The sequence below is a fragment of the Micromonospora sp. NPDC005205 genome (genome assembly GCF_040608275.1).
Lineage (GTDB): Bacteria > Actinomycetota > Actinomycetes > Mycobacteriales > Micromonosporaceae > Micromonospora.
The window spans coordinates 1-22,493 of record NZ_JBEXHV010000018.1; the positions used below are offsets into that span (position 1 = coordinate 1).

Below are 22,493 nucleotides of genomic sequence, written 5' to 3' on the forward strand. Positions count from 1 at the left end.
AGCCAGCAAAAACTGACCAGTCCGGGGTATAAATCATAATTGGCACTGGCTTTACAAGCACCCTGTTGAGTTCTCAAAGAACAACCACACACCGATCAAAGCACCACACTCAGCGGCACCCATCACGGGGCTTTTCCACACTCCGCGCCCCGCGCTTTCAGCGCCAGGCACTTTTACTACGTTACCCGCTCGTTTCCGCCCTGTCAAACCGATATTTCACGGTTCGTCATGCTTCAACCCGATAAAGCGGGCACCATGTCGCAACCGGCTTGCGCCGCTCTCGTCATGGATTCGGCAGGCCGGCCGTCGCGATTTCCCGCGACCCGCCCGGTGCCCTGCCGGTTCGTAACCATACCCGGTCGGTTTCGCAGCGCCAAATCCGCCTCGCGGCGTTTCTGGCGGCACCTCCCGGTTGGGGCTCCGGTGGGCGTGCCCACCCGACCCCCAGGCCGTTGGCCTGCGCTCCGGCCGCTTCAGGCTTTCGCCTGTTTCGTCCGTTCCGCGCTGGCAGAGAGAAAGTTACGCGTCCGGCGGGATGATCGTCAAATCCGCCGGACGCGTCCCCCGTCACATCGTCGACAGGTGGCTATTCGCCCAGCTCAACGCCCGCGAACGAACGCTTCCCCCGGCGCAGCACCAGGTATCGCCCATGCAGCAGGTCGGTCGGCGACACCCCGGCGTCCACAGCGGTCACCCGGTTGTTGTTGACGTAGGCGCCGCCCTCGGCGATCACCCGCCGAGCCTCCTTGAGGCCACTCACCAGACCGGAGTCCCGCAGTAGACCCGCCACATCCGGCAATTCGCCGGTGAGGCGTACGAGGCCCGCCTCGGCGAGGGCCGCGCGCAGGGTCTCCGGCGACAGCTCGTCCAACGATCCGCGGCCGAAGAGCGCCTGGCTGGCGGCGATCGCCTGTCGGGTCTCGTCGGCACCGTGCACCAGTGTGGTCAGCTCCTCGGCGAGCGCCCGCTGCGCCAGGCGGGCCGCCGGCCGCTCGGCTGTCGCCTTGGCCAGCTCTTCCAGCTCGTCGCGGGTGCGGAAGCTGAAGTACCGCAGGTAGCGGTCGACCTCCTGGTCCTCGACGTTGAGCCAGAACTGGTAGAAGGAGTACGGGCTGGTCATCGTCGGGTCGAGCCAGACAGCACCGCCCTCGCTCTTACCGAACTTCGTACCGTCGGACTTGGTGACGAGCGGCGTGGTGAAGGCCTGCACCGGCCCCGCGCCCCGTCGGCGTACGTAGTCGACGCCGGCGGTGATGTTGCCCCACTGGTCGGAGCCACCGAACTGGAGCTGACAGCCGTGCCGGCGGTGCAGCTCGAAGAAGTCGTTGGCCTGGAGCAGTTGGTAGCTGAACTCGGTGTAGCTGATGCCGGTCTCCAGCCGGGCCCGCACCACCTCTCGCGCGAGCATCTTGTTCACCGGGAAGTGTTTGCCCACGTCGCGGAGGAACTCGACGATCGACATCTCGCCGGTCCAGTCCAGGTTGTTGACCAACTGCGCCGCGTTCTCGCCGGAGTACGACACGAAGGGCGCGAGCTGGTCGCGGATCCGCTCGACCCAGCCGGCGATCACCTCGGTCGGGTTGAGCGCCCGCTCGGCGCTCTCCTTCGGGTCACCGATCTGCCCCGTAGCGCCGCCGACCAGCAGCAACGGGCGATGGCCGGCGAGTTGCAGCCGGCGGGCCATGAGGACCTGCATGAGGTTGCCGACGTGCAGGCTCGCCGCGGTGGGGTCGAAGCCCACGTAGTACGTGGCGGACTTCCCACCGTCGAGCAGCTCGCGCAGCTCGTCGAGGCCGGTCGAGTCCTGTATCAGGCCACGCCAGAGCAGGTCATCGGTCAGGGAGTCCCGCCCGGACGGCGGAGGGCTGCTGTCGGTCACGGTCACCGATTCTCCCCCATCGCCGGCACCAACCCATACCGGGTTTGGCCCAACCCGCCCCGGCTAGGCTTGCGCCAGTTGATCGAGGAGGGCCTTGCCATGGAGATTCCGGACCTGACGGGCGGCTTCGTCGCCCTGCTCGGCCTCAAGTTCGAGGAGGCCAGCGCCGACCGGGTGGTCATCAGCTGGCAGGTCGGCCCGCAGCTGCACCAGCCGTTCGGCATCCAGCACGGCGGGGTGTACTGCTCGGTCGTGGAGACCGCGGCCAGCGTGGGTGGCGCCCTCTGGCTGGCCGACCGGGGCACTGTGGTCGGGGTGTCGAACCAGACCGACTTCCTGCGGGCCGTCCGGGAGGGCGAGCTGAGGGCGATCGGCACCCCGGTGCACCGGGGCCGCAGCCAGCAGCTCTGGCAGGTGGAGATCACCGACGCCGACGAGCAGCTGGTCGCCCGTGGTCAGGTCCGGCTGCAGAACCTCTCGCCCGCCTGAGCGACGGCGTTCGCCGCACCGGTCAACTGCGGGCCTCGTCCAGCACCGGCTCCGCGGGCTGGTCGGTGTCGCCGTCGCCGTCGGTTTCATCGGGTACACGGCTGAGCCGTACCTCGGTGATCGCCCGGTGGTCGATGCCGGCCACCATCAGCACCCAACCGTCGAGCGTGACGTCCTCCCCGGCGACGGTGGGGATGTGCCCGAGCCGGGCCAGCACCAGCCCGGCGACTGTCGTGTAGTCACCGGCCGGGCGCGACGGCAGCTCCACGCCGATGTCCGGCAGGTCGTGCACCGGGAAGGTGCCGGGCAGCACCAGCGCACCGTCGGGTTCACGCCGCACCGAGCGCACGTCCCGGTCGGTCTCGTCGTAGATCTCACCGACGATCTCCTCCAGGATGTCCTCCAGCGTCACGATGCCGTCGACGGCGCCGCGCTCGTCCACGACGAGCGCGATGTGCTGACGCTCGGCCTTGAACTGGCGCAGCGCCTCCACCACCGGCAGCGAGTCGGGCAGCAGCATCGGCGGTCGGGCGATCTCGTCGACCGGGCGGTCGTCGGGCACACCCACCAGGTCACGCAGGTGAATCACCCCGGCCGTGTCGTCCAGGCCGCCGTGGCGCACGACCGGAGCCCGGGAGTGCCCGGTGGCGGCCAGCACGAGCCGCGCGGCCTCCGCCGTGGTCCCGCTGTCGAGCGTGAAGACCTGCAACCGGGGTACGAGGACAGCCCGCAACCGCCGGTCGGCGATCTCCACGGCACCCGCGATGATGGTGCGCTGCTCCTTGGTGAAGCCGTGGTTGCCGGCGACGATGTCGCGCAGCTCGTCCGGGCCGATCTCCTCCGGCTCGTGTTTGGGGTTGAGCCCGACCAGGCGGACCACCACGTCGCTGGTGGCGCCGAGGGCCCAGACGGCCGGCCGGGTGAGGCTGGCGAGCAGGTCGAGCGGGCGGGCCACCAGCAGCGCCCACCGCTCGGCGGACTGCATGGCGATCCGCTTGGGCGCCAGCTCGCCGAAGACCAGGGTGACGAAGGTCAGCGCGAGGGTGACCGCCACGATCGCCACCGTCTCGGCGGCGCTGCCGAAGGCCCCGAGCAGCGGCACCAGGGGTTTCGCCAGCGAGACCGCCGCGGCGGCGGAGGCCAGGAAGCCGGCGAGGGTGATGCCGATCTGGATGGTGGCCAGGAAGCGGTTCGGGTCCTTGGCGAGCCGGGCCAGCACCCGTCCGGCCCGGCTGGTGCGCTCCAGCCGCTGGATCTGGCTGTCTCGCAGCGACACCAACGCCATCTCGCTGCCCGCGAAGAGCGCGTTGATCACGACCAGGACTCCGACCAGGGCCAGTTGGCTCCCGTAGCTCTGCACGCCCGGTTCGCTCCCTCGTGGTGGTGGCACCGGCTGCTCCGCGCGGCACCCGCCGGTCGGCGAGCCCGCCCGGCGTAGGCGTGTCTTTGCCCCGTCCGGCGCCGGCCGAATCCTGCTCCGGCGAGGCTACGCCGAACCGGACGACGGTGACGCTACGCCGACTGGGGCATCGGTGGGTCAGGCCGACTGGGGAGTTGGCGACGCCGGCAGGTCGAGGACGTACGAGTCGCCGTCCGGGCGGAAGCCGAGCCGGTGGTAGTAGGGGGCCACCATCCGGGGCGGGCTGACCACCCGGTGGAAGCCCCGTTCGGTGAACAGGTGGCTGCGCCGGTAGACGAACTCGCCCGGGGTGAAGTCCCGGAATTTCGGGGTCACGTAGTCCAGGTCGATCTGGGCGACACCGGGCGCCTCGGCGTGCGACAGCACCACGCCGACCACCTCGTCAGCGGTGACCACCAGGAACGCCGAGCGCCCCGACGCGTCCGGGTCCCAGTGGAAGCCGGGGTTGAACCGGGTGATGTCGGCGGCGTGCACCCGCAGCGTGTGCGCGAGGAACTGGTCGCCGACGCCGACCTCCACCACCTGGTAGGTCTTCTCGTCGTGCCGGGTGGCGAGCATCCCGCGCAGGTACCAGATGTTGATCACCGCGAGCACGACGTTGAGCCCGACGCCGGGCCAGACCTCGATCGCGGCGTTGTAGCCGATCAGCACGAAGCAGCCGACGAGGTTGAGCGCCCGGAGCCGCAGGATGCGCGACTGCAGCAGCGACCAGACCAGCACCGCGGAGCCGGCCCAGCCGACGAGATCCAACCAGTTCACGCCGCGAGACTAGTGCCCGCCCAGGTCAGAGGCGTCGGCGGGCAGCTCCAACAGCCACTCCTCGACGTCTTCGCCGCGGCCGTTGGCGTACCCCGAGTCTTCACCGATCACCACGAACCCGCACTTGCGGAGCACCGCGAGGGAGGCGGCGTTGTCCTTGGCGGCGCGGGCGTGCACCGGCCGGGGCAGCTCGCGCAGCAGGGCGGCCAGGGCCGACGTGGCGTGGCCCCGACCCCAACGTGCCGGGTCGATCCAGTAGCTGACCTCGGTCTGGTCGCCGACGGGGAAGGCCGTCACGTAGCCGACCACCTCGCCGTCGACCTCGGCGGTGCGGACCAGGTTCTGCGGGTTGGTGAGCACCCGGGCCCAGTGTGCGGCGAACTCCCGACGGTCGGACGGGTCCTTCGGGCCGAACGCGGCCATCCGGTTGGCCTCCGGGTCCTGCTGGTGCAGGAAGAACTCGACGAGGTCGTCCTCACGGACCGGGCGCAGCAGCAGATCGGAGGTCATCGGCCGAGGGTACGTAACGGCGGTGACGACACGCCGAGGCGTGGAGTCAGCCGACGACGGCCACGACCGCCAGCACGGCGGCGCCCAGGGAACTCGCCACCGACAGCAGTCGACGCCACGGCACCCGCGCGTCGACCACCGGCAGGGCGCGCCACCGGGTCGCCGCCAGGGCCACCCCCGCCGCCGACAGGCCGGCGCCGAGCGGCCACAGCCAGGCCGGCACCATCGACCAGTCCCCCATTCGGTGCCCCAGGCCGAGGTAGGCGAACGCCCAGACCGCCGCAGCCAGCAACGTCACCTGGTCCAGTTGGCGACGGCGGGCGGTGCCGAGAAGGGAGAGGCCGCCGAGGAAGGTGAAGGCAACCGCGAGGCCGGCGCCGATCCACGGCAGCACCATCGACGTCGCCGAGTCGGCCTCCTTCGGTGGCACCCCGAGCAGCCGCAGCCCGATCGGCTCGACGCCCTTGTCCGTGTTGCCGAGCACCACCACCGCCCGCCCGGTCGCCCGTTCGAGGCCGACGTAGGACCGGAAACCGCCGGTAGCGCCGTTGTGCCAGACGATCTCGCGGTCGCCGTGCCGGGTGGTGAACCAGCCGTACCCGATGCGGGTGTCGTCGTCCTCGCGGAAACGGGCGGTGGCGGCGTCGGCACCGGGTGCGGTGCCGACGAGAGTCGCGGCGAGCAACCTGCCCAGATCCTCGGCCGTCGACCAGGGGCCGGCGCCGGCCGGGGCGTAGCCGGCTCCTGCCCACGGGTCGAGCGGCCGGCCGCCGGCCCGGCTGCCCTCGGCGCGATCGGCCGGCAGGTCGTCGACGCGGGTGGCGACAGTGGTGGCCGTCATGTCGAGCGGCCGTAGCAGCCGGTCGTGCAGCAACTCGGGGTACGCGACGCCGGCCTTCGCGGCGAGCGCGTGGCCGAGCACGGACGGCCCGAGGTTGGAGTAGTGGACCTCGCCGCGCTCGTCGTCGTCGGTGTCGACCCGGTCGGTGGCGCTGCGAACGGCGTCGACGCCCTGCCCGGCGTAGGGGTTTGCGCCGGAGACGTTGGACCAGAGGATGCGTGCCCACCCCAGGGGGGAGCCGGGGGCCAGCCGGGGCAGGCCGGCGCGGTGGCTGGCGAGTTCGGCGAGCGTGACGTCGCGGGCGGGGCCGGTGATCTCGGGCCAGGTGGCGCCGAGCCGGTCGTCCGGGCCGACGACACCGGCGGCGACCTGGTCGGCGAGGAGCATGCCGGTCAACGCCTTGGTGACCGAGCCGATCTCGAACGGGGTGCCCGGCTCCACGGGTCGACCGGTGAGGTCCCGGTCACCCAGTCCGGCGGTGCGGATCCGGCCGTTCTCGACCAGGGCGACGGCGAGCCCGCGCAGCCCTGACTGGTCGGGCGTAACCGAACGGGCGGCGGCGGCCAGGTCGCGGTCGCCGGTGCTCTGCCCGCCGAGTCGGGGCACCCGGGGCATCAACGCCACCCCGACCAGGCCGGCGATCAGCGCGACGGCGAGGACGGTGACTGTCGTCCGGCGCATTGTGGTTCCTCCATCCATGGGGTCGTCGGATGGGCGGCCGGGCCGCGTCTGGTCAGCGGCCGGCGGCGGTGAGGATGGCCAGCAACGGCACCACGCGTTCGGCGGGGACCGCGTACCGGCCTCGGCCGGCGCTGCGCAGCCAACCGGCGGCGGTGATCTGGCGCAGGTGGTGATGCAGTTGGCCGGTGGTGCCCAACTCCTCGATCTCGGCCAGCTCGCTGGTGCTCTGCCGGCCGCCGAGGATCTCCCGCAGGAGCCGCAGCCGCACCGGGTGGGCCAACGCGGAGAGGGTGCTGGGCAGGTCCGTCCAGTCGGCGGCGAGCAGGTCGTCGACGGTGCGGCCGTACTGCCAGTCGTAGTGCTGGCCGGCGACGCGAACGGTGCCGGTGTAGAGCACCGCGCCCGACCCGTCGGGTGGCAGGCGCTGCTTGAGGCCGTCGAGTGCCCAGAAGGTGCCCTCCGGCGCGGGTGGTGGCGGCGCGGCGGCGGGCCGCTCGCTCAACGCGGCAACCTGTGCCTCCAGCGCGGCGAGCCGATCTTCCACGGTGTCCATGCGTCGATACTACGAACATACGTAATTACGTGCAAGTGTCGGACCGCCGCGAGTCCGGAACCGGCGCGTCCGGACCTTGCGGTGCGGCCGAGCGGTCGACAATGAGCTGACCGACCCAGGGAGCGCCGATGAACCGACCTGTCGTGGTGGGCGTGGACGGATCGCCGTCCAGCCTCGTCGCCGCCGAACACGCGGCGCGGGCCGCCGTGCTCCGGTCTCGACCGCTGCTCCTGGTACACGGGTACCTGCATCCGTCCGGCTACGGCGTGCCGCTCAACCCGTACGACATCGGGGTGCCCCCGCCCTCCGCGGAGGCGCAGCAGATGCTGGAGCGCACGGCGGCCGAGCTGACCGACCGGTGGCCCGGCCTCGCCGCCGAGGTGCGTCAGATCCTCGGGGGCCCGGGAGCCACCATGATCGAGGAGTCCCGCCGGGCGGAGCTGGTCGTGGTGGGCAGCCGTGGTCTGGGCGGGTTCACCGGGCTGCTGCTCGGCTCGGTCGGCGCGCAGGTGGCCGCGCACGCCCACTGCCCGGTGCTGGTGGTCCGCCCGGACGAGCAGCCGATCCCGGTGGACGGCCCGGTGCTGGTCGGCGTCGACGGGTCCGAGTCGTCCCGGCTCGCCGTGGGCCTGGGCGCCGAGGAGGCGGCGCTGCGGGACGTGCCGCTGGTGCTGGTGCACGTCGGTCCTGCGGACGGGGCCCGGACGGTGCCGGAGGAGATCGAGGAGTCGCAGGCCGCGTACCAGGCCGACGTGGTGCGACTCCTGGCCGACGCTTCCGCCGTGGTGCGCGCCGACCACCCCGACCTGGTGGTGCGCGAGCATCCGGTCCGGGCGGCCGGCGCGGCCCAGGGGCTCATCGAGGCCAGCGGCACGGCGGCGCTGCTGGTCGTGGGCACCCGGGGCCGGGCCGGTTTCACCGGTCTGTTGCTCGGGTCGGTCAGTCAGGCGGCGATCCAGCACGCGCACTGCCCGGTGCTGGTCGCCCACCCGGTCAGCTGACCGGCGCTCCGTCGCCTCGGCCGAGCATCTGCAGGAAGTCGGTGGTGAGGGCGAACGGATCGGCCGGCCCGGTGGCCGGCGGCCGCCGCTCGATCTGGTCGGCCAACTCCCCGGCGGCGCGCCGGATCCGGGCGCGCAACGCGCCGTCGGCGGTGCCGTCGGACCAGTCCTCCGGAGCGGCGAAGACCGCCGTCGGGACGACCACCGACCGAAGGTAGGCGAACATCGGGCGGACGGCGTGCTCCAGTGCCAACGAGTGCCGGGCGGTGCCGCCGGTCGCGCCGATCAGCACCGGCCGGTCGACGAGCGACTCGGAATCCAACACGTCGAAGAAGGACTTGAACAGCCCGTTGTACGAGGCGCTGAAGATCGGGGTGACGGCGATGAGCCCGTCCGCCCCGGTCACCGTGTCGACGACCTCGCGCAGCGCTGCCGGCGCGAACCCGGTGAGCATGTTGTTCACCACGTCGTGGGCGTACTCGCGCAGGTCGACGACGTGCAGCTGCACGTCGGAGCCGCGCCGGACCAACTCGTCGCGGGTGGCCGCGGCGAGCTGGTCGGCGAGCAGCCGGGTCGACGAGGGCTGACTCAGCCCCGCCGAGATCACGGCCAGGGTGCGGTGGGTCATCGGGTCGCCCCCTCCGGCGCCTTGCCCGTCACGTCGTCGACGGCGTGCACTGTGCTGTCCTTGGCGCCGCCCGCGGCGGCGACCAGCGAGGCGTGCGTCGGCGCCGCCGGCACGTGCGCCGGACGTCTCGCGGCGAACTCCTTGCGCAGCACCGGCACGACCTCCTCGCCGAGCAGGTCGAGCTGCTCCAGCACGGTCTTCAGCGGCAACCCGGCGTGGTCCATCAGGAACAGCTGCCGCTGGTAGTCACCGACGTACTCCCGGAAGCCGAGCGTGCGGTCGATGACCTGCTGCGGGCTGCCCACGGTCAGCGGGGTCTCCCGGGTGAAGTCCTCCAGCGACGGCCCGTGCCCGTAGACCGGGGCGTTGTCGAAGTAGGGCCGGAACTCCCGGACCGCGTCCTGCGAGTTGCGGCGCATGAACACCTGCCCACCGAGGCCGACGATGGCCTGGTCGGCGGAGCCGTGGCCGTAGTGCGCGTACCGCTGGCGGTAGAGCGCGATCATCCGCTGGGTGTGCTCCTTGGGCCAGAAGATGTGGTTGGCGAAGAAGCCGTCACCGTAGTAGGCGGCCTGCTCGGCGATCTCCGGGCTGCGGATCGAGCCGTGCCAGACGAACGGGGGCACGCCGTCGAGCGGGCGCGGCGTCGAGGTGAACGACTGCAGTGGGGTGCGGTACTTGCCCTTCCAGTCGACCACGTCCTCGCGCCACAGCCGGTGCAGCAGGTCGTAGTTCTCGATGGCCAGGGGGATGCCGGCGCGGATGTCCTTGCCGAACCAGGGGTAGACCGGGCCGGTGTTGCCGCGGCCCATCATGAGGTCCACCCGGCCGTCGGAGAGGTGCTGGAGCATCGCGTAGTCCTCGGCGATCTTCACCGGGTCGTTCGTGGTGATCAGCGTGGTGGCGGTGGACAGCAGCAGCCGCTCGGTACGCGCCGCGATGTAGCCGAGCATGGTGGTGGGTGACGACGGCACGAACGGCGGGTTGTGGTGCTCGCCGGTGGCGAAGACATCCAGGCCGACCTCCTCGGCCTTCAACGCGATGGCGACCATCGCCTTGATCCGCTCACGCTCGGTCGGCTCCCGACCGGTGGTCGGATCGACCGTGACGTCACCGACGGTGAAGATTCCGAACTGCATGACCAGCTCCTCGCGTGTCAACCGGGTGCCGTCGTGGTACCCGGACGCAGCTCACAACTTATTTGACGACGCAACTATTCCGTCGGCGGTACGCCTCGCAGTGGCGCCGGTCACCTCCGTAAGCGGACATCAGGTCGAAGGTCTCCCCACGGTGTCGGCCCTATCAGCCGCCCGCCACCGACGGCAGCACCTGCACCTCCGCGCCGTCCTTGACGGGGGTGGCCAGGCCACCGGAGTGCCGGCAGTCTTCCCCGTCGACGAAGACGTTGACGTAGCGGCGCAGCTCACCACGCTCGTCGCGGATGCGCCGGCCCAGCCGGGGGTGCGCGACGGCCATCTCGTCGAGGATCGCCCGCAGCGTCCCGGCGGCGGTGACGGTCAGCCGACTCGCGCCCCCGGCCTCGCCGCGCAGCGGGCCGGGCAGCAGCACGGTGACCACGCTCAGACCTCCGCGGCGCGGACGCAGAGCACGTCGGGCAGGTGCGCCGCGATCAGGGACCAGGAGTCACCCTCGTCGCGGCTGGCGAAGACCGAGCCGGAGCGGGTGCCGAAGTAGACCCCACCGGGGCTGGCGTCGTCGGCGCACATCGCGTCGCGCAGCACCGCCGGATAGAACGGGCCCTCGGGCAGCCCCACCGACAGCGGCTCCCACTTGCCGCCGGCGTCGACGGAACGGAACACCCGGCAGCGGTGGTCGGTCGGGAACCGCTCGCCGTCGGCCACCAACGGGAAGGTCCACACCGTGCCGCCGCGCCCCGGGTGGGCCACCATCGGGAAGCCGAAGTCGCTGGGCAGCCCGTCGGCGATCGAGGACCAGGTGCGCCCGTCGTCGTCGGAACGGTAGACGCCGTGGTGGTTCTGCGCGTACAGCCGCTCGGGGTTGGCCGCGTCCCGGGCGACCTTGTGCACGCACTGGCCGAACTCCGGCCACTCGTCGGGCATGAAGTAGGCGCGGATGCCGGTGTTGCCCGGCGCCCAGCTCGCGCCCGCGTCCTCCGAGCGGTAGACCCCACCGGTGGACATGGCGACCAGCAGCCGAGCCGGGTCACGCGGGTGAGGCAGCACCGTGTGCACGGCCTGACCACCGAAGCCGCCCTCCCACTGCGGGCGGTGCGGATGGTCCCAGAGGGAACGGACCAGCTCGAAGCTGCGGCCACCGTCGCTGGACCTGAACAACGCCGAGGGCTCGGTGCCGGCCCAGACCACGTCCGGCTCGTCGGGGCCGGCCGGCGTCAACTGCCACACCCGGCCGAGGGAGACGCCGGTGTCGGCTGGAAACGCGACCGGCGCCTGGTCGGGCTCGTCCCAGGAAGCGCCGAGGTCGTCGCTGGTGGCGACGCTGGGGCCGAAGTGGGAGCTGGTCATGCCGGCGAGCAGCCGCGGGGTGGAACGTCGGGTGTCGACGGCGACCGCGTAGACACCCGTCATCGGAAAGTGCGGACCGGTGATCTCCCAACTGCGCCGCTCGTCGGTGCTGGTGGCGAGAAACAATCCCTTGGCTGTGCCGATCGCGAGCAGTGTCGCCATGACGTCCTCCGAACCGTCGGTGAGCAGGTCCGGTGATTATGGCCACACCCTCCGACAACCCCCGCCGCCCACACGCCGCAGGTCGGTCAGCTTCGGACGCGCGGCACGTGCCGGCGGTACGCGCTGACCGTCGGGTCGCCGTCCAGCCAGAACCGCCAAGGCAGATCGTGCGCGCCGGTCACCCCGACCCGGGGACCCGCCACCACCGTCTCCGGCGGCACCGGATCGGCCGGCGGCCGTAGACGGACCGGGCCGTCGCCGAGCAGGTCCGCCCCGTACGCCTCACGGTCGATGCCGAGCGCAGAGCAGAGCCGGGCGGGCCCGCGGGCCAGATCCACCTCCCGCCGGACGGCCGGCCGGCGCTCCCGTGCCGTGGCCAGCCCGTCGACCACCGCGCCGGCGCGCAGCAGCACGGCGGAAGCCTCTCCCTCGACCCCGGTGACCACGTTCACGCACCAGTGCATGCCGTAGGTGAAGTAGACGTAGGCGTGCCCGGCGGGGCCGAACATCACGGCGTTGCGCGGGGTGCGGCCCCGATGGGCGTGCGAGGCGGGATCGCCGCCACTGCCCGCGTACGCCTCGACCTCGGTGATCCGGACGGTGACCCCGCCGGCGTACAGCCGGCAGCCCAGCAGCCCCCGCGCCGCCGGCAGCACCGGACCGGCGAGCAGGTCCGCCAGCGCCGCCAGGTCGGTGTCGGTGCTGCGGTCACCGGACGACAGGGCCATGACTCCGACCGTACCCATCCCGGTTCCCCGGCACCCGGCCGGGCGCGCCGACCACTGAGCGGCGGCCCGAACAAGACTCACGTCGCACACCAGACAGTCGGCCGAACAGTGAAACCGGACCCTCGGCTCGGGAGTGTTCCCGATGTCGTCGCACGGGGCGACGACATCACGGGAGGAATTCACCATGACCGTACGGAGCATCCGGCTACCACTGATCGCCACCGGCCTGATCGCGGCAGCCGCGACCCTGGCCTTCACCCCGTCGGCCAGCGCGAGCGTCCCGCTGCGGGCCGCGGCGCAGGCTGACAACGCGGCGCTGCCCACGATCGCGGTCGGCGCAACGGGCAAGATCGAGGCGAACGGCGCGGCGGCGATCGTGCCGGTCACCGTGACCTGCTCGAAGGCCCTCGAGTTCGACGTGACGGTCAAGGTCGCGCAGGCGGTCGGCCAGACGATGCGCGCGGGCACGACGGTTCGGAGGGTCACCTGCGCGGAGGGCACCCAGGAGGTGCGGGTCGCGGTGATCCCGGTCGAGCGTCCGTTCGCAGCGGGCGTCGCGTTCGGTGTGGTGACCGCGAGCCCCTGTGACCCGTACTGCACACCCATCTTCGGCGAGCGCCAGTTCAACCTGGTGCGCTGAGGCGTCGCCCGGCGGCACGGCATCCCCGTGCCGCCGGGCTTCAACAATCTGTTGACAATTATGCGTTCATAGGATGTGCTCGGGGTATGACGACCGAGGACATCTTCACCGTGCCGGACCCGGGCCGAGCCCGCGCCCACCGCACCCACGAGGCGTTACAGCGGATCAGCGAGCGGCACGCCGGCACCGACACCCGGCGGGGCCGGTGGGCCCACCCGTACGTGCTCGACCCGTGGGAGGCGGTCGCCCTGGTCACCGCGCTGGCCGCCGGCGGGGCCGAGCGCGAACCCGCTGAGGAGCCGATCGACGCCGCCGACCTGACCGCCGCGCTGACCCTGTTGCCCCACGTCCGCGCCGAACTGGACGCACTGGAGGCCGGCCTGCTGACGCTGGCCCGCGACCGGGGGCTGACCTGGCAGGCGATCGCGTACGGGCTGGGGTTGGGCAGCGCGCAGGCGGCCCGGCAGCGCTACGAGCGGGTCGCCGCCCGCTCGGCCGAGCAGACCTCCTGACGACCGCGCCCGTCGGACCGGCACGGCGCGTGTGCGACAGCAGTCGGGCGGGCAGACTGTGCGCACGACGAGGAGGCACCCATGGAGCGCGCGGAGATGCTGGCGTACTGCCTGGCCAAGCCGGGAGCGTGGCTGGACCAGCCGTGGGAGGGCGACGAGGTGGTGAAGGTGGGCAGCCGGATCTTCGCGTTCCTCGGCAGCGACAGCGGCAAGCCGACAGTCGGCATCAAGTGCGGGGCGACCCGGGAGGTGGCCGACGAGTGGCTGCACCGGCACCCCGACGACGCCAGCGTGATGGCCTACATCGGCCGGTCCGGGTGGAACACGCTGCGCCTCAACGGCGGGATCGACGACGACGAGCTGACCGAGGCTGTCGACTCGTCGTACGACATGGTGGTGGCCAAGCTCCCCAGGCGGGAGCGCCCGACGGCCTGAACCGCCGCGGCGCCGGCGGCAGGCGCCGACGCCACGGCACGGCTCAGCGCGGAACGACAGGCTCGGTGGCCCACTCCCGCCAGCCGGCCAGCCGGTCCGCCGCGGCGGCGAGCTGGTCGGCGACCGGGCCGGGGCCGGTGGAACCGGGGGTGGTCCGGGCCGCGAGAGCCGAACGGACCGAGAGCACGTCGCGCACCGACGGGTCGAGGTGCCCGCTGATCGTGGCCAGGTCCTCGTCGGAGACGTCGTTGAGCTCGCACTCCCGAGCAGCGCAGAGCGCCACCAACTGGCCGGTGATCTCGTGCGCGTCGCGGAACGGCACATTGCGTCGGACCAGCCAGTCGGCGACCTCGGTGGCGAGGGAGAAGCCGACCGGGGCGGCGGCGACGAGGCGGTCCACCCGGACCGTCATCGTGGAGATCATTCCCGCCAGGGCCGGAAGCAGCAGCTCCAGGGTGTCGACCGCGTCGAAGGCCGGCTCCTTGTCCTCCTGCATGTCCCGGTCGTAGGTCATCGGCAGGCCCTTGAGCATGGTGAGCACTGTCATCAGGCCGCCGACCAGACGCCCGGACTTGCCCCGGGCCAGCTCGGCGATGTCCGCGTTCTTCTTCTGCGGCATGATCGACGAGCCGGTGGCGAAGGAGTCGTCCAGCTCCACCCAGCCGAACTCGTGCGAGGTCCAGAGCACCACCTCCTCGCCGAGCCGGGACAGGTGCACCCCGATCAGGGCGGTGGTGAAGAGGAACTCGGCCACGAAGTCCCGGTCGGCGACGGCGTCCATCGAGTTGGCGAACGACGTACGGAAGCCCAACTCCTTGGCCACCGCCACCGGGTCCAGTGGGAGCCCCGAACCGGCGAGGGCGCCCGCGCCGAGCGGGCTGATCGCCGCCCGGTGGTCCCAGTCGCGCAGCCGTTCGAGGTCGCGCAGCAGCGGCTGCACGTGGGCGAGCAGCCAGTGCCCGAAGGTGACCGGCTGGGCGTGCTGGAGGTGGGTCATGCCCGGCGCGGCGGTGTCGATGTGCCGCTCGGCCTGCTCGACCAGCGCCTCCGCCAACTCGACCAGGCGGCTGGCCACGCCCCGGGCGTGGTCGCGCAGGTAGAGCCGCAGGTCGGTGGCGACCTGGTCGTTGCGGGACCGGCCGGCGCGCAGCTTGCCACCGAGGCTGCCGAGACGCTCCAGCAGACCGCGCTCCAGCGCGGTGTGCACGTCCTCGTCGTCGATGGTGGGGCGGAACGTTCCGGAGGCGCAGGCGGCCTCCAGGTCGTCCAGCGCGGCCAGCATCCGGCCCAGTTCCTCCGGATCGAGCAGGCCGGCGCCGGCCAGGACCCGGGCGTGCGCCCGCGAACCGGCGATGTCGTACGGGGCCAGGCGCCAGTCGAACTGCACGCTCACCGACAGTCGGGCGAGCGCCTCGGCGGGGCCGCCCGCGAACCGGCCGCCCCAGAGGCTCGTCCGGTTGGTGGCGGCGCTGTTCTCGGTCAGGCTCTTGTCGTCCACGTCGCCCATCATTGCGTTGGTTGCCTTTCGGTCGCGACTGCGGGGCCCGCTTGCCGCGTTTGATCAGTCTTCGCGCTCACACGTGTCACTGTCCGCCACTACCCAACCGGGCGTCCCGAGCCGCGGCCATCCGGCTCGGCAGCCCCCACAGCTGCACGAAGCCCTTCGCCAGGGACTGGTCGAAGGTGTCGCCGGTGTCGTAGGTGGCCATCTGGAAGTCGTAGAGGCTCGCCTCGGAGCGCCGGCCGGTCACAGTGGCCCGGCCGCCGTGCAGGATCATCCGCACCTCGCCGCTCACGTGCCGCTGCGCGTCGTCGATGAACGCGTCCAGCGACGCCTTCAGCGGCGAGAACCACAGACCGTCGTAGACGAGTTCGCCCCAGCGCTGATCGACGCCCTTCTTGAACCGGGCCAGGTCCCGCTCGACGGTCACCGCCTCCAGCTCCTGGTGGGCGGTGATCAGGGCGATCGCGCCGGGCGCCTCGTACACCTCGCGGCTCTTGATGCCGACCAGGCGGTCCTCGACCATGTCGAGCCGGCCCACGCCCTGGGCGCCGGCGCGCCGGTTGAGCTCCAGGATCGCCTGGTACGGGGTGACCGTCTCACCGTCGATCGCCACCGGCACACCGCCGTCGAAGGTGATCACGACCTCGTCGGGGTCGCGCTCCTGGGTCGGGTCGGAGGTGTACGAGTAGAGGTCCTCGACGGGGGCGTTCCAGATGTCCTCCAGGAAGCCGGTCTCCACCGCGCGACCCCACAGGTTCTGGTCGATGGAGTACGGCGACCTGGCCGACACGTCGATCGGCAGCCCCTTCTCCTCGGCGAAGGCGATCGCCTTGTCCCGGGTCCAGGCGAAGTCCCGGGCCGGCGCGATGATCTTCAGGTCGGGGGCGAGCGCGTTCAGGCCCACCTCGAACCGGACCTGGTCGTTGCCCTTGCCGGTGCAGCCGTGCGACACGATGGTGCCGCCGTGCGTGCGCGCCGCCGCCACCAGATGCTTGACGATCAGCGGCCGGGACAGCGCCGACACCAGTGGGTAGCGGTCCATGTAGAGCGCGTTGGCCCGGATCGCCGGCAGGCAGTAGTCGGCGGCGAACTCGTCGCGCGCGTCCACCACCTCGGACTCGGCGGCGCCGCAGTCCAGGGCACGCTGCCGGATGGCGTCGAGATCCTCACCGCCCTGCCCGACGTCGACAGCGACCGCGATCACCTCGGCGCCGGTCTGCTCCGACAGGTACGGAATGGCGACGGAGGTGTCCAACCCGCCGGAGTACGCGAGCACGACCCGCTCGGTCATGACGTGGTGTTCCCTTCAGCGGTGTCGTCCCGGCGGGCCCAACCGGCGAGCTTGTCTCCGAGCGCGGCCCCGCCGACGGCCTCACGGGCCACGACGAGGATGGTGTCGTCGCCGGCGATGGTGCCGACGATCTCGGGCAGGCCCGCCCGGTCCAACGCGCTGGCCAGGTACTGGGCTGCGCCCGGCGGTGTCCGCAGCACGGCGATGTTGCCGCTGGAGTCGACCCCGTTGAGAAGTTCGCGCAGCAGCCGTACCAACCGGGCCGGCGCGGCCTCGGCGTCGCGCAACGGCCGCTGCCCGTCCTCGGGGATCAGGTAGACGGCCGGACCGTCGCCGCCGCGCACCTTGACCGCGCCCAACTCCTCCAGGTCCCGCGAGAGGGTGGCCTGGGTGACGCCGACGCCGTCGGCGGCGAGCAGGTCCGCCAGCTCGGTCTGCGAACGGATCGGCCGGTCGCGGATCAGCTCCACGATCCGGGCGTGCCGGGCCGCGCGAGTCAGCGGCGCGGTCATCGCGGCCCTCCGGTGGCGGCATCGCCGGTCGGAGGTTCCAGCAGGAACGTCAGCAGCGCCTTCTGGGCGTGCAGCCGGTTCTCCGCCTGGTCGAAGACCGCGCTCTGCGGGCCGTCGAGCACGTCGTCGGTGATCTCCTCACCGCGGTGTGCGGGCAGGCAGTGCAGCACGATCGCGTCCGGTGCGGCCTGACCGAGCAGCTCCTTGTTGACCTGGTACGGCAGGAACGGGGTGATCCGGTCCAACCCGTCGGACTCCTGCCCCATCGAGGTCCAGGTGTCGGTGGCCAGCACGTCGGCGTCGCGTACCGCCTGGGCCGGGTCGGTCAGCACCCGCACCGACCCGCCGGTCTCCGCGGCGATCTCAGCGGCCCGTCGCACCACCGCCTCGTCCGGCGCGAACCCGGCTGGGCCGGCGATCCGCACGTGCATCCCGGCCGTCGCCCCGGCCAGCAGGTACGACTGCGCCATGTTGTTCGCGCCGTCCCCCACGTACGCCAGGGTGCGCCCGGCCGTGCCACCGCACCGCTCCCGGATGGTGAGCAGGTCGGCCAGCAGCTGGCACGGGTGGAAACCGTCGGTGAGCGCGTTGACCACCGGCACGGTCGCGCCCGCAGCAACCTCGGCGATCCGCTCGTCACCATGGGTCCGCAGCACGATCGCCGCGACGTAGCGGGACAGCACCCGCCCCGCGTCGGCGAGCGACTCCCCGCGACCGAAGTGGGTGACCTGCGTGTCCACCACCAGAGGGTGCCCGCCCAGCTCGGCGATCCCGGCGTCGAACGAGATCCTGGTCCGCAGGCTCTGCTTGTCGAAGAGCACCGCCACCGAGCGGGGGCCGACCAGCGGCCGGTGGCCGAACCGGTCCGCCTTCATGCCCGCCGCCAGGTCGAGGACAGCGGACTGTTCGGCCGGCGAGAGGTCGTCGTCGCGCAGGAAGTGCCGGGTCATCGAGTCGTCCCCGTCGTGGTGGTCAGTGTGGCTGGTGCGGTCTGCGCGCCGGCAGCGGCCGGGGCGGTCGCGTCAAGTGCTGCGGGCAGCGCCGCGAGGAAGGTGTCCGCCTGGGCGGCGGTGAGGATCAGCGGCGGGGCCAGCCGGATCACACCCGGCTGCACCGGGTTGACCAGGAAGCCGGCTTCCCGCAGCGCCTCGGCCAGCACCGACGACACCGGCGCGGTGAGCGCCACACCGAGCAGCAGCCCGGACCCGCGTACCTCGCCGATCAGCGGGTGGCCCAGCGCCTCGATGCCGCGCCGCAACCGCTCGCCGACCCGCTTGACGTTGTCGAGCAGGCCCTCGTTGGCGATGGTCGCCACCACGGCGAGCGCCGCCGCGCAACTGACCGGGTTGCCACCGAACGTGGTGCCGTGCGACCCGGGCGTGAGCAGGTCCGCGGCGGGGCCGAAGGCCAGCGTCGCACCGATGGGCAGACCGCCCCCCAGCCCCTTGGCCAGGGTGACCACGTCCGGTTCCACACCCTCGGCCTGGTGCGCGAACCAGTGCCCGGTACGCCCGACACCGGTCTGCACCTCGTCGAGGACCAGCAGCGCGCCGTGCTGGGCGGTGATCCGCCGGGCCTCGGCGAGGTAGCCGGCCGGCGGGACCAGCACGCCGTTCTCCCCCTGGATCGGTTCCAGGATCACCATGGCGGTCGCCTCGGAGACGGCCGCTTCGAGGGCGGCGACATCGCCGTAGTCGACGTGGGTCACCTCGCCGGGCAGCGGCCGGAACGGGTCGGCCTTGGCCGGTTGACCGGTCAGCGCCAGGGCGCCCATGGTGCGGCCGTGGAAGCCGCCCCTGGTGGCCACCACCTGGGTGCGGCCGGTGCGCCGGGAGAGCTTGAACGCCGCCTCGTTCGCCTCCGCGCCCGAGTTGGCGAAGAACACCCGGCCCGGTCGGCCGGCGAGCGCCAACAGCAGTTCGGCGAGGGCCACCGGCGGCTCGGCCACATAGAGGTTGGAGACGTGCCCAAGGGTCGCGACCTGCTTCGACACCGCCGCCACCACCGCCGGGTGGGCGTGACCGAGGGCGTTGACCGCAATGCCACCCACCAGGTCCAGGTACTCCCGGCCCGCGTCGTCGACCACGACGGCGCCCTGACCGGAGACCAACGCCATCGGCGGCGTGCCGTAGTTGTCCATCATGGACTGCTTCCACCGCTGCGCCAACGTGCTCATGTCGCGTCCGTCCCGTCTCCCGGCACCACCATCGTTCCGAACCCTTCCGAGGTGAACACCTCAAGCAACGTGGAGTGCGCCACCCGGCCGTCGACGACGTGCGCGGCGGGCACTCCCCCACGCACCGCTCGCAGGCACGCCTCCATCTTCGGCACCATGCCCGACTCCAGGCTGGGCAGCAGCTTCGCCAGATCGTCCGCGGCGATCTCGGAGACCAGGCTGCTGGTGTCCGGCCAGTCCGCGTACAGGCCGGCCACGTCGGTGAGCACGACCAGCTTGCGGGCCCGCAACGCAATGGCCAGCGCGGCGGCGGCGGTGTCCGCGTTGAGGTTGTGCAGCACCCCCTCCACGTCCGGCGCCACCGTGGAGATCACCGGAATCCGACCCGCCTCGATCAGGTCGGTCACCGCGGACACGTCGACCGACTCGACGTCCCCGACCTGACCCACGTCGACCGGCACCCCATCCACGTACGCCGGACGCCGCACCGCTGTGAACAGCCGCGCGTCCTCGCCGGAGAGGCCGACGGCGTACGGGCCGTGCGAGTTGATCAGACCCACCAGCTCCCGGCCCACCTGACCGACCAGCACCATCCGGACCACGTCCATCGCCTCGGCGGTGGTCACCCGCAGACCACCCCGGAACTCGCTGGCGATGCCGAGGCGACCCAGCATGGCGGAGATCTGCGGACCGCCGCCGTGCACCACCACCGGCTTCAGGCCGGCGTAGCGCAGGAAGACCATGTCGGCCGCGAACGCCCGCTGCAACTCCGGATCGGTCATCGCGTTGCCGCCGTACTTGACCACGACCGTCGAGCCGGTGAAGCGCGCCAACCAGGGCAACGCCTCGATCAACGTCTCCGCCTTGACCTGGGCACGAGCCAGATCGCTGCTCAGGCTCACCGCACCGGCCTTTCGTTCGCGACTGCGGGACTCCGCTGCGCCGCGTTCCTCGCGCTCATCGCGCCCGCCTTCCGTTCGCGACTGCGGGACTCCGCTGCGCTGCGTTCCTCGCGCTCACGTGGAGTACGCCGAGTTCTCGTGGACGTACGCGTGGGACAAATCGTTGGTCCAGATCGTGGCGGCCGACGTACCCGCGTGCAGGTCGATCCGGATGGTCACGTCCCGCCCGGTCAGGTCGACCTTCGAGCGGTCCTCGGCGGCGGCGCCGCCCCGGCACACCCACACCCCGTTTACCGCCACGTCCACCTCGTCCGGCTCGAACGCGGCAGCGGTGGTGCCGACGGCGGCGAGGATCCGACCCCAGTTCGGGTCGTTGCCGAACAGCGCCGTCTTGACCAGGTTGTTACGGGCCACCGTACGGCCCACCTCGACCGCCTCGTCCTCGTCCGCCGCGCCGACCACGTCGATGGTGATCTGCTTGGTGGCGCCCTCGGCGTCGGCCACCAACTGCTGGGCCAGGTCGTGACAGGCCGCGGTGACGGCGGCGGCCAGCTCGCCCGGCGTCGGCTCGATGCCGCTCGCACCGCTGGCCAGCAACAGCACCGTGTCGTTGGTGGACATGCAGCCGTCGGAGTCGACCCGGTCGAAGCTGACCCGGGTGGCCGCCCGCAACGCCTCGTCCAACGTCGCCGGACCGGCCACCGCGTCGGTGGTCAACACGCAGAGCATGGTGGCCATCCCGGGCGCGAGCATCCCCGCGCCCTTGGCCATGCCGCCGACCGTCCAGCCGCTCCCCCGGGTCACAGTGGTCTTCGGCCGGGTGTCCGTGGTCATGATCGCCTCGGCGGCGGCCGGGCCACCGTCGCGGGACAGCCGACGGATCGCCGAGCGGACGCCCGGCAACAGCTTCGGCATCGGCAGCCGCTCACCGATGAGGCCGGTCGAGCAGACCGCCACATCACCGGCGCCGAGGATCAACCGAGGGCTGACCGAGGTCAGCGCGGCGGCGGTGTGCTCGGCGGTGGCGTGCGTGTCCTGGAAGCCGGCCGGGCCGGTGCAGGCGTTGGCGCCACCGGAGTTGAGCACCACGGCGCGGACCACACCGCCCTGCACGACCTGCTGGGTCCAGAGCACCGGCGCGGCCCTGACCCGGTTGGTGGTGAAGACACCGGCGACACCGGCGTCCGGGCCGTCGTTGACCACCAGGGCCACGTCCGCGCCGCCGCCGGTCTTGAGGCCGGCGGCCACACCGGCCGCCCGGAACCCCCGAGGGGCGGTGACACTCAAGGGGTGACCCCCCAGATCGACAGGCCCGTCGTCTCCGGCAGGCCAAGCATCAGGTTGGCGTTCTGCACGGCCTGACCGGCCGCGCCCTTGCCCAGGTTGTCCAAGGCGCTGACCACGATCAGACGACCCGAGTCGACGTCGACGGTGGCCTGCAGGTGACACGAGTTGGAGCCGAGGGTCGCGGCCGTGTGCGGCCACCGGCCCTCCGGCAGCACGTGCACGAACGACGCGTCCGCGTACGCCCGGGCCAGCACCTCCTGCGGGTCGGCGCCACGCGCCGGCACCGCGGTGACGGTGGCCAGGATGCCGCGCGGCATCGGCGCCAGGACCGGGGTGAACGACAGCCCGGTCGCGCCGGTGGCCTGCTTGATTTCCGGGACGTGCTGGTGGGTGCCCACCCGGTACGGCGACAGGTCGCCCATCACCTCGCTGGCCAACAGGTGCGCCTTGGCGGCCCGGCCGGCGCCGGAGGTGCCGGAGGCGGCGACCACCACCACGTCGGCGGGGTTGGCCGCGCCGTCGGCGATCAGCGGCGCGAGCGCCAAAGTGATCGCGGCGGCGTAGCAACCGGTGTTCGCCACCCGGGTGGAGCCGGCGATCAGCTCCCGCTGACCGGGCAACTCAGGCAGGCCGTAGGTCCACTGCCCGGCGTGCGTGCCGCCGTAGTACTGCGCCCAGGCGTACGGGTCGGCCAGCCGGTGGTCGGCACCCAGGTCGACGATCCGCACCTCGGCCGGGAGCTGGGCCGCGAGAGCCGCCGACTGGCCGTGCGGCAGGGCGAGGAACACCAGGTCCGCATCGGCCAGGATCGTCGGATCGGTCTCGCCCAGCACCAGGTCGAGCCCGGTGAGCTGCGGGTGCACCACGTCGACGCGGTGCCCGGCCTGGCTGTGCGCGGTGGCGGCGACCAGGTCGAACTCCGGGTGCCCGGCGATCAGGCGCAGCAGCTCGCCCCCGGCGTACCCGCTCGCTCCGGCGACCGCGACTCGGATCCCCATACTCACCTCCGCATGACTATGCAGCGAAGGTTAACAGCGGCCCACTGCCCACTGCAACTTAATACAGCAGGCTGCATGGTA

At 72.1% G+C, this 22,493-nt stretch carries 24 protein-coding genes; 5 read left to right on the forward strand and 19 right to left on the reverse strand.

The features are described 5' to 3' along the window. Positions 1 to 586: 586 nt before the first annotated feature. Complete coding sequence (gene tyrS / locus ABZU43_RS26285; RefSeq protein ID WP_355009238.1) at positions 587 to 1,879, reverse strand: tyrosine--tRNA ligase; 1,293 nt, start codon at positions 1,877 to 1,879, stop codon at positions 587 to 589. A gap of 99 nt (positions 1,880 to 1,978) precedes the next feature. On the opposite strand from tyrS, the gene ABZU43_RS26290 reads away from it, so the two are divergent. Further along, positions 1,979 to 2,368 carry a PaaI family thioesterase gene (locus ABZU43_RS26290; RefSeq protein WP_355009142.1) on the forward strand — a complete coding sequence of 130 codons (390 nt, stop codon included), beginning with the start codon at positions 1,979 to 1,981 and terminating at the stop codon, positions 2,366 to 2,368. Positions 2,369 to 2,390: 22 nt separating this feature from the next. Here ABZU43_RS26290 and ABZU43_RS26295 read toward each other — a convergent pair whose 3' ends face one another. From ABZU43_RS26295 to ABZU43_RS26315, 5 genes are all read right to left on the reverse strand, one after another. Then, positions 2,391 to 3,728: a hemolysin family protein gene (locus ABZU43_RS26295; RefSeq protein WP_355009143.1), complete on the reverse strand. Its 1,338-nt coding sequence runs from the start codon at positions 3,726 to 3,728 to the stop codon at positions 2,391 to 2,393. A gap of 177 nt (positions 3,729 to 3,905) precedes the next feature. Beyond that, entirely contained in the window at positions 3,906 to 4,547 is a 642-nt protein-coding gene (locus tag ABZU43_RS26300) for a hypothetical protein (protein WP_355009144.1), read from the reverse strand. Between the two features lie 9 nt (positions 4,548 to 4,556). Then, on the reverse strand, positions 4,557 to 5,057 hold the full coding sequence (locus ABZU43_RS26305; protein WP_355009145.1) for a GNAT family N-acetyltransferase: 501 nt from the start codon (positions 5,055 to 5,057) through the stop codon (positions 4,557 to 4,559). A gap of 46 nt (positions 5,058 to 5,103) precedes the next feature. Then, positions 5,104 to 6,579, reverse strand: coding sequence for a serine hydrolase domain-containing protein (locus ABZU43_RS26310; protein WP_355009146.1), 1,476 nt, complete (start codon positions 6,577 to 6,579; stop codon positions 5,104 to 5,106). 52 nt (positions 6,580 to 6,631) lie between these two features. Beyond that, entirely contained in the window at positions 6,632 to 7,132 is a 501-nt protein-coding gene (locus tag ABZU43_RS26315) for a helix-turn-helix domain-containing protein (protein WP_355009147.1), read from the reverse strand. A 128-nt stretch (positions 7,133 to 7,260) separates the two neighbouring features. Here ABZU43_RS26315 and ABZU43_RS26320 point away from each other — a divergent pair, with 128 nt between their 5' ends. Then, positions 7,261 to 8,133 (forward strand): universal stress protein, encoded by an 873-nt coding sequence (locus ABZU43_RS26320; protein ID WP_355009148.1) that lies wholly within the window; start codon positions 7,261 to 7,263, stop codon positions 8,131 to 8,133. Here ABZU43_RS26320 and ABZU43_RS26325 read toward each other — a convergent pair. The 5 genes from ABZU43_RS26325 to ABZU43_RS26345 form a co-directional block, all read right to left on the reverse strand. Further along, entirely contained in the window at positions 8,126 to 8,761 is a 636-nt protein-coding gene (locus ABZU43_RS26325; RefSeq protein WP_355009149.1) for an FMN reductase, read from the reverse strand. The two genes, ABZU43_RS26320 and ABZU43_RS26325, sit on opposite strands and share 8 nt — an antisense overlap. Then, the gene (locus tag ABZU43_RS26330; protein WP_355009150.1) at positions 8,758 to 9,900 is read right to left on the reverse strand and encodes an LLM class flavin-dependent oxidoreductase; all 1,143 of its coding nucleotides are present in this window, start codon (positions 9,898 to 9,900) and stop codon (positions 8,758 to 8,760) included. Before ABZU43_RS26330 ends, ABZU43_RS26325 begins: the two co-directional genes overlap by 4 nt. 163 nt (positions 9,901 to 10,063) lie before the next feature. Further along, positions 10,064 to 10,339, reverse strand: a complete 276-nt coding sequence (locus ABZU43_RS26335; protein ID WP_355009151.1) for a ubiquitin-like small modifier protein 1 — start codon at positions 10,337 to 10,339, stop codon at positions 10,064 to 10,066. A gap of 2 nt (positions 10,340 to 10,341) precedes the next feature. After that, positions 10,342 to 11,427, reverse strand: coding sequence for an exo-alpha-sialidase (locus ABZU43_RS26340; RefSeq protein ID WP_355009152.1), 1,086 nt, complete (start codon positions 11,425 to 11,427; stop codon positions 10,342 to 10,344). Between the two features lie 86 nt (positions 11,428 to 11,513). Beyond that, positions 11,514 to 12,155 (reverse strand): DNA-3-methyladenine glycosylase, encoded by a 642-nt coding sequence (locus ABZU43_RS26345; RefSeq protein WP_355009153.1) that lies wholly within the window; start codon positions 12,153 to 12,155, stop codon positions 11,514 to 11,516. Positions 12,156 to 12,339: 184 nt separating this feature from the next. Here ABZU43_RS26345 and ABZU43_RS26350 point away from each other — a divergent pair, with 184 nt between their 5' ends. The 3 genes from ABZU43_RS26350 to ABZU43_RS26360 all read left to right on the forward strand — a co-directional run bounded on the left by ABZU43_RS26350 (position 12,340) and on the right by ABZU43_RS26360 (position 13,742). After that, positions 12,340 to 12,795, forward strand: coding sequence for a hypothetical protein (locus ABZU43_RS26350; protein ID WP_355009154.1), 456 nt, complete (start codon positions 12,340 to 12,342; stop codon positions 12,793 to 12,795). 86 nt (positions 12,796 to 12,881) lie between these two features. Then, on the forward strand, positions 12,882 to 13,307 hold the full coding sequence (locus tag ABZU43_RS26355) for a DNA-binding protein (RefSeq protein ID WP_355009155.1): 426 nt from the start codon (positions 12,882 to 12,884) through the stop codon (positions 13,305 to 13,307). Positions 13,308 to 13,388: 81 nt separating this feature from the next. After that, a complete protein-coding gene (locus tag ABZU43_RS26360; protein WP_355009156.1) occupies positions 13,389 to 13,742 on the forward strand; it encodes an MmcQ/YjbR family DNA-binding protein in 354 nt (117 codons plus the stop codon). Between the two features lie 43 nt (positions 13,743 to 13,785). On the opposite strand, the gene argH is transcribed toward ABZU43_RS26360, so the two are convergent. The 8 genes from argH to argC form a co-directional block, all read right to left on the reverse strand. Then, on the reverse strand, positions 13,786 to 15,249 hold the full coding sequence (gene argH / locus ABZU43_RS26365; protein ID WP_355009157.1) for an argininosuccinate lyase: 1,464 nt from the start codon (positions 15,247 to 15,249) through the stop codon (positions 13,786 to 13,788). A gap of 76 nt (positions 15,250 to 15,325) precedes the next feature. Further along, complete coding sequence (locus ABZU43_RS26370; protein ID WP_355009158.1) at positions 15,326 to 16,537, reverse strand: argininosuccinate synthase; 1,212 nt, start codon at positions 16,535 to 16,537, stop codon at positions 15,326 to 15,328. Further along, the gene (locus tag ABZU43_RS26375) at positions 16,534 to 17,049 is read right to left on the reverse strand and encodes an arginine repressor (protein ID WP_355009159.1); all 516 of its coding nucleotides are present in this window, start codon (positions 17,047 to 17,049) and stop codon (positions 16,534 to 16,536) included. The genes ABZU43_RS26370 and ABZU43_RS26375 overlap by 4 nt, the downstream gene beginning before the upstream one ends. After that, positions 17,046 to 17,999: an ornithine carbamoyltransferase gene (gene argF, locus ABZU43_RS26380; protein WP_355009160.1), complete on the reverse strand. Its 954-nt coding sequence runs from the start codon at positions 17,997 to 17,999 to the stop codon at positions 17,046 to 17,048. The genes ABZU43_RS26375 and argF overlap by 4 nt, the downstream gene beginning before the upstream one ends. Continuing rightward, complete coding sequence (locus tag ABZU43_RS26385) at positions 17,996 to 19,225, reverse strand: acetylornithine transaminase (RefSeq protein ID WP_355009161.1); 1,230 nt, start codon at positions 19,223 to 19,225, stop codon at positions 17,996 to 17,998. Before ABZU43_RS26385 ends, argF begins: the two co-directional genes overlap by 4 nt. Then, positions 19,222 to 20,127, reverse strand: a complete 906-nt coding sequence (gene argB, locus ABZU43_RS26390) for an acetylglutamate kinase (protein ID WP_355009162.1) — start codon at positions 20,125 to 20,127, stop codon at positions 19,222 to 19,224. The genes ABZU43_RS26385 and argB overlap by 4 nt, the downstream gene beginning before the upstream one ends. A 114-nt stretch (positions 20,128 to 20,241) precedes the next feature. Continuing rightward, positions 20,242 to 21,414, reverse strand: a complete 1,173-nt coding sequence (gene argJ, locus ABZU43_RS26395) for a bifunctional glutamate N-acetyltransferase/amino-acid acetyltransferase ArgJ (RefSeq protein ID WP_355009163.1) — start codon at positions 21,412 to 21,414, stop codon at positions 20,242 to 20,244. Beyond that, complete coding sequence (argC, locus tag ABZU43_RS26400) at positions 21,411 to 22,412, reverse strand: N-acetyl-gamma-glutamyl-phosphate reductase (RefSeq protein ID WP_355009164.1); 1,002 nt, start codon at positions 22,410 to 22,412, stop codon at positions 21,411 to 21,413. The genes argJ and argC overlap by 4 nt, the downstream gene beginning before the upstream one ends. Positions 22,413 to 22,493 lie beyond the last annotated feature (81 nt).